This is a genomic window from Calothrix sp. CBUCES-K 9914 (assembly GCF_059640475.1).
Genome location: NZ_JBXXZH010000303.1, coordinates 1 through 10,043 on the forward strand (window position 1 = coordinate 1; position 10,043 = coordinate 10,043).

10 protein-coding genes and 1 pseudogene are annotated in these 10,043 nt (G+C 40.0%); 8 read left to right on the plus strand and 3 right to left on the minus strand.

Annotated elements, in window-relative coordinates; genetic code table 11:
- The 5 genes from AC2JBO_RS38850 to AC2JBO_RS38870 all read left to right on the plus strand — a co-directional run bounded on the left by AC2JBO_RS38850 (nucleotide 1) and on the right by AC2JBO_RS38870 (nucleotide 5,331).
- Nucleotides 1-615, plus strand: coding sequence for a cytochrome c oxidase subunit 3 (locus AC2JBO_RS38850; RefSeq protein ID WP_496958974.1), 615 nt, complete (start codon nucleotides 1-3; stop codon nucleotides 613-615).
- A gap of 45 nt (nucleotides 616-660) precedes the next feature.
- Nucleotides 661-912 carry a hypothetical protein gene (locus tag AC2JBO_RS38855; RefSeq protein WP_496958975.1) on the plus strand — a complete coding sequence of 84 codons (252 nt, stop codon included), beginning with the start codon at nucleotides 661-663 and terminating at the stop codon, nucleotides 910-912.
- Between the two features lie 34 nt (nucleotides 913-946).
- Nucleotides 947-2,323, plus strand: coding sequence for an NAD(P)/FAD-dependent oxidoreductase (locus AC2JBO_RS38860; protein WP_496958976.1), 1,377 nt, complete (start codon nucleotides 947-949; stop codon nucleotides 2,321-2,323).
- Between the two features lie 102 nt (nucleotides 2,324-2,425).
- Nucleotides 2,426-2,665, plus strand: a complete 240-nt coding sequence (locus AC2JBO_RS38865; protein WP_496958977.1) for a hypothetical protein — start codon at nucleotides 2,426-2,428, stop codon at nucleotides 2,663-2,665.
- 32 nt (nucleotides 2,666-2,697) lie between these two features.
- A complete protein-coding gene (locus AC2JBO_RS38870) occupies nucleotides 2,698-5,331 on the plus strand; it encodes a chloride channel protein (protein WP_496958978.1) in 2,634 nt (877 codons plus the stop codon).
- 53 nt (nucleotides 5,332-5,384) lie between these two features.
- Here the strand turns inward: AC2JBO_RS38870 and AC2JBO_RS38875 are convergent, their stop codons facing one another.
- Entirely contained in the window at nucleotides 5,385-6,353 is a 969-nt protein-coding gene (locus AC2JBO_RS38875; protein ID WP_496958979.1) for a VOC family protein, read from the minus strand.
- Nucleotides 6,354-6,514: 161 nt separating this feature from the next.
- On the opposite strand from AC2JBO_RS38875, the gene AC2JBO_RS38880 reads away from it, so the two are divergent.
- Complete coding sequence (locus tag AC2JBO_RS38880; protein ID WP_496958980.1) at nucleotides 6,515-6,790, plus strand: AraC family transcriptional regulator N-terminal domain-containing protein; 276 nt, start codon at nucleotides 6,515-6,517, stop codon at nucleotides 6,788-6,790.
- Nucleotides 6,791-7,039: 249 nt separating this feature from the next.
- Nucleotides 7,040-7,951: an SDR family oxidoreductase gene (locus tag AC2JBO_RS38885; protein ID WP_496958981.1), complete on the plus strand. Its 912-nt coding sequence runs from the start codon at nucleotides 7,040-7,042 to the stop codon at nucleotides 7,949-7,951.
- Nucleotides 7,952-8,090: 139 nt separating this feature from the next.
- Here the strand turns inward: AC2JBO_RS38885 and AC2JBO_RS38890 are convergent, their stop codons facing one another.
- Nucleotides 8,091-8,636 carry a cytochrome b gene (locus AC2JBO_RS38890; RefSeq protein WP_496958982.1) on the minus strand — a complete coding sequence of 182 codons (546 nt, stop codon included), beginning with the start codon at nucleotides 8,634-8,636 and terminating at the stop codon, nucleotides 8,091-8,093.
- Nucleotides 8,637-9,366: 730 nt separating this feature from the next.
- Nucleotides 9,367-9,561: a hypothetical protein gene (locus AC2JBO_RS38895; protein ID WP_496958983.1), complete on the minus strand. Its 195-nt coding sequence runs from the start codon at nucleotides 9,559-9,561 to the stop codon at nucleotides 9,367-9,369.
- Between AC2JBO_RS38895 and AC2JBO_RS38900 the strand changes: the two are divergent.
- Nucleotides 9,522-9,934, plus strand: a pseudogene (locus AC2JBO_RS38900) (WecB/TagA/CpsF family glycosyltransferase). The gene AC2JBO_RS38895 and the pseudogene AC2JBO_RS38900 overlap by 40 nt on opposite strands.
- The last annotated feature ends 109 nt before the right edge of the window (nucleotides 9,935-10,043 follow it).

The following is a 10,043-nucleotide window of genomic DNA, read 5'->3' on the forward strand; positions in this document are numbered from 1 at the left end:
TTGCATCGGCGCCTGCCAACAAAGCTGAAGCGTTTCTTACCTATTGGTGGTGGTATTGCTCATGACCATCACGGTAAAGCAATATTTGGTTTTACCGTCTTTTTGCTATCAGAGAGCATAATATTTTTAAGTTTCATCTTTACTTACGTTGCTCTGCGCTTAACAACTAAAAACTGGCTACCACCAGGCGTCTCTGGTCCAGAACCCTCCACCTTTGTTGTAATAAGCACTTTAGTGCTTCTTTCAAGCAGCTTCGTCATCCAACCAGCAGAAAACGCCCTCAACCGACGTAACTTAAATAAATTCCGGTTATTATGGCTGATTACAATTTGCATGGGAAGCTATTTCCTTACAAGTCAACTCATCGAGTGGAAAAACCTTAACTTTGGTTTAACTACAGGACTAGTCGGTCCCACTTTTTATCTGCTTACAGGTTTTCACGGTTTGCATATTTTAACCGGGGTTATTTTACAAATAATTATGCTAATTCGCTCTTTTCTTAGGGGTAATTATGATGACGGTCACTTTGGAGTAAGCGCAACAACTTTATTTTGGCACTTTGTAGATGTTGTTTGGGTGTTTCTATTTTCACTACTTTATATTTGGCACCCGTAGTAATATTAAATAGATTACATCACATTTATTTACAGGAGTTACTTTATGTACTTGTTAGCCCAAGAATTACCAACACAGAAAAATTCTCCAAGCACAATTCAAGAAACACAACCTATTACAACTCAAAAAGACCCATTAGTTGCGAAGGGTTTACAAACAGAGCAGTATATTGGTGTTGTGGCTTTAGCTATTGCCCTGATTGCTGCTGTTGGTGTTATTAGCCGTAGAGTTGAATATGCCATTATTGTCGCTTTTGTCCTAAGCGTTGTTTTAATAGTTTTATTTTTATGGCTGTAAAAATATTTGTAGAATTAAAGGAGTAATTTGATTTATGAGTAATTCACTTCATCAAACCGTTATTGTTGGTGGTGGTTTTAACGGGCTATTCACAGCCTTACACCTAAAAAGCCAACACTATCCTCGTACTGTAATATTGATTGATAAAAACGAACGCTTTTGCTTTAAGCCATTACTTTACGAATATTTTGATGGTGAAATGGATAGCTCTCAAGTAGTACCGCGTTATGAGGAACTACTTAAAGGTAGCGGTGTCATTTTTGTCCAAGATACCGTGGAATCGATTGACCTACAACAAAAAGAAGTAAAATTAGCTAGTGGTAATTCTTATAGCTATAGTAATTTAGTATTAAGTTTGGGCAGTGTTACAAGCTTTCGTTCTGTAGAAGGCGCCTCTGAACATGCTTTACCTTTTTGGACGCACGAAGATGCCAATGCTATTGACCATCATTTACGTAGTTGCCTGTACAAAGCACTAAAAACAGAAGATATAGAAGAACGTCGAAAACTGTTAACTGTAGTCATAGTTGGTGGTGGTCCAAGTGGTGTAGAAATGGCGGCGACTTTAGGTGATTTTCTGCCAGTCTGGTATGATGCTTTGAGAGGAAATAAAAATGAGGTTAGGGTGGTACTGCTTAACCACGGTAAGGACATACTTAGCGGCGATGTTAACAGCCAATTACGTGAAACTGCTGAAAAAGAATTGCCGAAATGTACAACACCAGTGGAGTTAATTACAGGAGCAGAGGTAACAGCCGTTCGTTCCGACAGTGTAGAATATAAACATAATGGTAAAGTTGAAACACTTACTACATCAACTACGATTTGGACGGCTGGTAGCTCTACTCATCCACTAATTCAAGATTTACCTATTCCCAAAGAACATCGTGACCATCACGGGCGCCTGTTAGTTACAGAAACAATGCAATTACTCGACTTTCCAGAAGTATTTGCAGGTGGAGATTGTGCGGCAGTGCAAAATTATTCTTTACCTGCAACTGCACAAGTCGCTTATCAACAAGGAGCAGCAATTGCTCATAACTTGAAAGCATTGGCTAATAACGAAAAACTCAAACCAGTCAAAGTCAGTTTACGCGGAACTCTTTTGAAGTTAGGTTTACACAAAGCTGCTGCTAACCTTGTTGATGTTTTTGAAGTAGTTGGTACACCTGCTCATTTAATTCGTCAAGCGACTTACTTAACTTTGCTCCCAACTCCCGTACATGACTTTAAAGCCACTACCGAATGGTTAGATGAAGAAATTTTTACTCTGCACATTGGTGGTTCTAATGATATAGGTAAAAAGGCCGTGCAAGCAACGCAAATAGTCGGTGCTGGAGTTGTCAGTATTCTAGCCGCACGGAAATTACTCCATATCTTAGGTTCGGATAGTAAAAACAATAACACTTAATGCCTAATTTAAAATTCATTCTTTTGTCATGCAAATGTCATAGCAATGACAAATAGGGTACTTAAAATTAAAGTATCTTAACAAGAATTGTAGGTGTTCTATATGAAACATGATTTTCTTGATGAAGACTTAAAATGGCAGCGTGTCTACCGTTACAAATCACGTCAGTTTGGACGAAGAGAATTGTATTTATTATTACTGACATTTGCAATTGGAATTACGGTAGATTACTGGTTTAACAATCATCAATTACTTCATATATTCTCAAGTAATTCTTGCGTTTTAGCTCCAGTCAAATCACAAAACGCGGCACGAACAAATCTTGTTAATTTGTTTTTGTAATTCTTTGGTGGTTTATTAGGAGGAGGTGATAAGTGACTTTTAAGTTCAGGGTAAATGTGGCATCTATACAGCAAACAGTTTGGAATCGTCTTGGGTATCAATTAAGGCGCCCTAAACGTCTAGCCATTCTTCAAGCTTGCATTATTGGTTTGGTTTCAGGTTCTTCAGCTATTTTATTAGGGCAAGCTGTAGGATGGTTGGGTAGTGCGCGTATGCACGCATCTCATTTGTATCCTGCTGTGTTTGTACTACCAGCAATTGGACTAGTGGGTGGATTTTTGGCAGGTATTATAGTGGAGCGTATAGCCCCAAGTGCTGCTGGTAGTGGAATGTCAGAAGTCAAGGCTGTGTTGGCACGAGTGCCTATGCCGCTTAATCTAAGAATAGCTTTTGTTAAATTGGTTGGCGCCACTTTAGTATTAGGTTCTGGAATGCCATTAGGACGAGAAGGACCAACAGTGCAAATTGGAGCATCTTTAGCTAACGCTCTCAGTCATTGGTTTCCCACCTCACCTGAACATCGGCGCCAGTTAATCGCGGCAGGAGCGGGAGCGGGGTTAGCGGCTGCTTTTGATGCTCCAATTGCAGGAGTATTGTTTGTAGTGGAAGAACTATTACAAGATACTTCTAGTATTACTTTGGGAACTGCAATTTTAGCTTCTTTTATAGCTGCTATTGTTTCCCGTATTTATGGAACTCATAGCCTGAATTTAGACTTCCATTTAACAGTTCCCGATAGTAGCTTTTTTGCTCCAGAAATTCCCTTTTATATAATATTGGGAATTTTAGCAGGAATAGGAGGCGTACTATTTAATCGTGGTGTTCTCGCTAGTTTAGCATTAAATCGTCGCTTACTCAAAATCAGCTTATCATGGCGAATTGGACTAGCTGGTTTAGTGACAGGGTTAGCACTTACTGCTCTCCCTATAGTTTTTCGGGATAACGCTGGACTACGAGAAATGTTACTGACGGGAGAAAGTAACTGGCAACTAGTGGCGTTCGTTTTCTGCATACAGATTTTGCTCATTCTGTTTACATACAGTTCTGGCGCCCCTGGTGGGTTATTGGTGCCAACACTAGGACTGGGAGCAGCGTTAGGCTTTTTAGTGGGCACCTTAGAACATCACTTTCTTGGTTTGAGTTTAGCAACAACCTATGCACGGGTTGGAATGGGGGCTTTTTTCTGTGGGGTCGCACGAGTTCCTATTACAGCAGTCATCATCGTTTTTGAGATGACAACCGACTTTAATTTAGTGTTACCGTTAATGATTGTTTCGGTGACAGCTTATTTGGTAGCAGAACTTTTAGAAACTGGCTCATTGTATGACCATTTGTTAGAGTCAAAAGGTATTCATTTGTCTAAAGAAAACTCTTCAACTCAACCTTGGACAAAGTTGACAGCTGCCGATGCAATGGAGCCAAAAGTAGAAACTCTTTCTGGCCAAATGAGTTTGAATGAGACTTTACAAATATTTTCGACTTCTGACCATCGTAGTTTCCCAGTTTTAGCTGATGGTAAGTTGGTCGGTATTCTGACTCATAAAGATATTGCGAATTTGTCACAAAGAGCCTTAACTGGTTCAAATACAGTAGCCCAAGCCATGACTCCTGAACCGATTACGGTTTATCCTAATGACACGCTCGCTCATGTATTGCACTTGCTTGACCACTATAACCTTAGTAGTTTACCAGTTGTATCTGGTGTATCAAGGCGCCAGTTAGTAGGAATTATTACCCGTACTGATATCATTCGAGTCGAAGTCGCTTATCTAAACGGAGAAGAAAACCTTAAACAATCGAAAGTAAAACCATCACGGATAATTTATCAAACCTGCTCCCCAGAAACAGGAAAAGGGCGAATATTAGTACCATTGAGCAATCCTAAAACAGCAGGTACATTGTTACAAATGGCAATTGCAATAGCGCGCGAACATAATTATGAAATTGAATGCTTGCACGCGATTGTTATACCTAGTCATTTATCTTTAGCAGAAGCTCATGTAGAAATTCAGACGGGACTACACCTTTTACAACAAGCAACGTATTTAGGACGCACATGGAATATATCAGTACATACACAAATTAGACTTGTGCATAATTTATCAGAAGCAATTTTACAAACGATTAAAGACCGCAATATTAACTTAGTATTAATGGGTTGGAAAGGTAGCACAAAGACACCAGGAAAAGTTTTTAGTCGAGTAGTAGATACAATGATTCAACAAGCTAGTTGTGATGTAGTATTAGTCAAACTTAATAACAACAGCCACTTTGAACGTTGGTTAGTGCCAATGGCAGGTGGACCTAACGCTCAACAGGCAATCAAATTGATTCCTGCCCTAACTTCATTAAGCAAAACCCCAACAGTTGAATTATGTCAAGTGTTTGAATCGAGTGAAACATCGCTAGATACAACAAAGCTTAAGAAAGCAGCTAGCTTTTTGAAACAAAAACTACATACAACAGTGGCAATTACTTCTGTTTGTGCTGCTTCGGTTTCGGATGCTGTACTGGAGTGCGCGAAACAAAAACAATGCGATGTAATTGTTTTAGGTGCTTCTCGCGAAGGTATATTACAACAGGCAGTGCATGGTAATATCCCCGCAACTATTTCGCGTAAGACACAACAAAATTTAATTCTTGTACGGGCTGCATCTGTTTTGTAACTCCACTTAGAGGTATAAAAAGAGGTGTGAAAAAAGATTTTACATAGCGCTAGCTATAATGTCATTGTTTTCGATGATATTAGCAACATACCGTGTCCATTAGGGTCTTTTACTAGACAACCCTTACGATAAGGAATTGAACTTTCTATATGCACAATCGCTGGTGATACAAGCTGCACTCCGTTTTGTCGTAATATTTCCACAGCTTGTTCGATGTTGTTGACAAGAAGTTCAAGTTGTACATGTGCAATATCGCTACTTTTCCAGTCACTTGGCATAGGACGACCGTTTTCAGGGACAATATAATCTAGTAGTTCAATTCCTAAACCTCCTTGTTCTGGTCGTAGGGGTGTAACTTTCACTTGAGCTTCTGGTAAACCGTCAAGATTAGCTTGGGTTTCACCTTGATTAAGGCTACCTCCATCAATTTTCATTCCTAAAACATCGCGGTAAAACTTAAGACTTTGTTCTGTATTGGCTACAGTAATTGCACTGTGGTCAATTCCTAAAAACAAACGTTCATTGAGGCGCCATTTATCTTTTCTTTTGTCGTCCGGAAACCAAATTAGCTCTAAATTGTGCCCGTCGAGGTCTTTAAACTTAAATGCTCGTATACCAGCTGATGCGTTATTATCAGGTGGTATAGTTTGCGGTTCCACAGAAATTGGTTGAATCCTAAATTTTTGTAGGTGAGCATAAGCAATATCTATATCGCTAACTACAATTGCAAAATGCTGAAACCACAAATCATTACTTTGCGAATCGCTAGGTATCGGCTTTCCATTGATATCAAGATACTGCATCAGTTCGATAAGTTCATTACCAAGCTGCAAAGTAATAATACGGATTTTTCCCTTAGCTACACCTTCTAAGTCGCTGTAATCCTTTGATGTAATAGTAATATCAGAAACAAGTTCAAACAATAATGCTTGTGTGTAAAAGTCTTTGGATTTATCAGCATCTACTACCGTTAATCCAATAGCTCTGATTCTTTTTACTTGTATTTTAGTAAAACTGTGCATACTTACTAATCCTCTAAGAGAACCTCACACCCTTCCTTAGTATCGAGCAGGTAGGGGACGAAAATGTCACAAATTCAATATAGAATTTTAAGAGCGTGGTATGGTATAACGATAGTCAATAATTATTGAACAATCCTGCAAAATTCAGGGTGCAAAATTTTATGGTTGAATTCGACACTTCTGCAAAAAGCCATCAAAATTCCATCCTCGAAGATCAAAGGTTACAAGGCAATCGTGCAGAGCTAATAGAGCGTATCGCACGGCTTGCCCAAGAGGATGGAGGCGTTCAGTACAAGCCAGGACTTTTTCTCTCCCGTTGTTCGGCGCCTACTAAGCCCTTACATTTTCTTCATATGCCTGCTTTTTGCTTAGTCGCTCAAGGCAGTAAAGAAGTTTTGTTAGGCAATGATCGTTATCCATATCTACCTATAGATTGATTTAAATTGTATTTGCTCAATTAGTGCGGTTAAGGAGCATCTAAATTTATAGCACATTTTTTACTAATAATGTAGACAAGAATTTAGTAATATTTCATGCTCTTTTTGTACTTATTCAAGGTGTAATCCACCTAATTTATATTTCAATAGTTAGATGCAGTAATTCTGTTCTCTTTACAAAATAAGCTTTAGAAACCGCGAAGCAGTTCGTGTGGCAATATGAGCAAAATTTCTCTAAACAGGTAACCTATGAAAAGTGCAGATACCACAAATAACCAATATGTGATGCAAGACCCGCTAAAGCAGTATCCACAACCGAAGTTTTCAGAGCAGCCTCAATCGGTGCCTGGATTGGCACAGGACATGTCTCCAAAACCGGATCATGGTGAGGAAAGTTATAAAGGCTTTGGACGTTTAGCTGGACGAAAAGCCCTAATCACAGGCGCCGACTCCGGTATCGGACGCGCAACGGCCATAGCGTTCGCACGTGAAGGAGCGGATATCGTTCTAAACTACTTACCGAGCGAAGAAAAAGATGCCAAAGAAGTAGTTGCACTGATCGAAACTGCGGGACAGAAGGCCGTGCCGTTACCAGGCGATATCAGTGAGGAAAACTTTTGCAAAATGTTGGTAGAGAAAGGATACCAAGCTCTTGGCGGACTTGATATCGTTGTAAACGTCGCAGGTAAGCAGCAAGCTCTGGAAAAACTTGAAGACCTCACGACAGAGCATTTCGACCAAACATTCAAAACAAACGTCTATGCAATGTTTTGGATTTGTAAAGCAGCGCTTCCTCATCTGCCTCCCGGAGCCACAATTATTAACACGACATCCATTCAGGCGTATAATCCCTCACCGAATTTGCTCGATTACGCTTCCACGAAGGCTACCATTGTTGCTTTTACAAAGTCGCTTGCCAAGCAGGTTGCATCCAAAGGCATCCGTGTAAATGCTATAGCTCCAGGCCCAGTTTGGACACCTTTACAAACCAGCGGCGGTCAACCATCACAGAAGATTCCAGAGTTCGGTGCCCAAGTGCCTCTGGGGCGACCGGCTCAACCTGCTGAACTCGCTCCTATCTATGTGGTTTTGGCTTCGCAGGAATCCAGTTATGTGACTGGCGAGGTGTATGGAGTAACCGGCGGAAATCCGCTTCCGTAGGGGCATCCGTAATATCCAAAACGAGTTCTGAGACGTTACATTGTAACGTCTCAACGTTTTCTCGAGTAACTTTCTCTCTGCATGAACCACACACCATATTTGGACGGTGGGACAAACAAATTGCCGCATCACGCTCATTTTAAGGCGCCGTCAGTTTCTTCCAAATACCCTTTAAATATCTCCGTTGTTGGAGGGTATGTAAAATAATAAAAACTAGAAAAGTATAAGATAACCAAAAATGTAGGCTTCCACCCAAAGCTGCTAATTGTCTATTTTTAGCAAATATCTGTGGTAAAGCAATATTAGTACCGAAGATAATGACATCATGACCACCAGCATTCGATAATAAATAACCACTTAAAGGAACGAATAGCATAAATAAGTACAGAGATGCATGAATAATAAATTTTTGCAGCCAATTCTTTTTTTGGTGTGATAAACGTTTCTTATTTAGCTGAATCCGCAACAAAAAGGTAATTCGTGCTAATAACAAACTCATCACTATAACTCCAAGAGTTTTGTGGAAGTCATATAAAGAGTGTCTATATAAAACATCACGCCCTAAGTTAATCATGTAAGTTCCACTAGCAAATAAAAGCAAGTATAAACCTGCCATCAGCCAATGTAGAAACCATAAACGTTCTTGTGTAATCTTGTTGAATTTTGGTTTTAAAATATTCGTCATTTTATTCACCCCCTAGAAAAATTTAATAATATATTGAGGAATATATTCACCATAAAAATGACTTCTGCCTCTACTCACTCTCTTTCACGGCGCCCATCTCTATAAGATGCCAGTTCCGCTTCTACAATCTTCAACAAAACGAAAAATCATGTGCTTTGACGCACCATCCAGAGTGTCGGTGCGTGACGCCACAAGTCTCTTCATATTGAGTGGAATTTTTTCGTAGCGTCACACACCCTACCATATCATCACGTCAGGCGCCAACGCCCCGAAATTAATGACACAGACCAGTAGCACCACAAGTTGGGGAATTCATTACATTTGACATAACAACCTCCTACATATTGCCCTGGCAAGCAGGACAAACTATATGAACATCAGTTGACAGTCCAGCAGTGTATATCCTGCTTGATCTACCTAGTTCCTGATTTTTTGATGTATCGTGATATATTGCTTAATCTAATAATAGACTATCGCGATATATCGAATTTTTCAATAACAAATTTTACATACAGCACTTTGCTGAATGCCCAGTTCTAAAATTACTGAGTCTTAAATAAGTCGTTTCCAATCCAATCAATATGATCATTAGGGATTCGAGAAGGTATAATATCTACTGGAGTTTAGACTAAGCAGCATAAATGACCCAGTAGCACTGAGTTCACAAAAAACATATCTTAACCACAAAATCCTTTATTACTAAGCAGCTTTTTCTTGTTCTTTACGTGGTTTAGGCGTACTTTAAGAAACGATACCAGTGGTCAACAGTAAAACGACGCAAGTAGAGGCGCCAAACTTCGGACAACGGAGGCATTTCTTCTCCGACCCAATGGCGCCGCTGAATGTGCCGAGCAAACTCTACAAAAACGACACCCTGGTTTAAACATAGTTGGCATCTATTCCCCACCCTACGGTTTTGAATCACAACCAGAAGAACTAGAACGCATCAACCAAACAATATTAGCCGCAGCACCAGATATTCTTTTCGTCGGACTCGGCGCCCCAAACAAGAGTATTGGATACACAACAATTATCAACAAATCGGTGTACCTGTTTCTGTAGGTATTGGCGTCAGCTTTGAACTAGTCGCGAACATGGTACAAAGGGCGCCATTATGGATGCAGCAATGGGGACTCGAATGGTTGTTCCGTCTTGTCGTCGAACCTGGGCGCCTGTGGAAACGTTACATAATGGGAAATCCTCAATTCATTTGGCTAGTATTAATGCAACGACTTGGTATATATGGCACCAAACCATTTGCTACCAAAACCATCCGCGACCAATTTAGTACAAACTAGCTAAAAGAAATTATTAAGCCCGTTTACGCCCGCTCTGGATAAGGAAGAATGGCACGAAGAAAAGGCAGAAGGCAGAAGGCAGAGGGCAGAAGGAAAAACCAGAATATCC

Bases quoted from the DNA above. Each gene is read 5' to 3' on its own strand.
- AC2JBO_RS38880 (WP_496958980.1), top strand. From the start codon at position 6,515: ATGGTTGAATTCGACACTTCTGCAAAAAGCCATCAAAATTCCATCCTC.
- AC2JBO_RS38855 (WP_496958975.1), top strand. From the start codon at position 661: ATGTACTTGTTAGCCCAAGAATTACCAACACAGAAAAATTCTCCAAGC.
- AC2JBO_RS38860 (WP_496958976.1), top strand. From the start codon at position 947: ATGAGTAATTCACTTCATCAAACCGTTATTGTTGGTGGTGGTTTTAAC.
- AC2JBO_RS38890 (WP_496958982.1), bottom strand. From the start codon at position 8,636: ATGACGAATATTTTAAAACCAAAATTCAACAAGATTACACAAGAACGT.
- AC2JBO_RS38875 (WP_496958979.1), bottom strand. From the start codon at position 6,353: ATGCACAGTTTTACTAAAATACAAGTAAAAAGAATCAGAGCTATTGGA.
- AC2JBO_RS38885 (WP_496958981.1), top strand. From the start codon at position 7,040: ATGAAAAGTGCAGATACCACAAATAACCAATATGTGATGCAAGACCCG.
- AC2JBO_RS38865 (WP_496958977.1), top strand. From the start codon at position 2,426: ATGAAACATGATTTTCTTGATGAAGACTTAAAATGGCAGCGTGTCTAC.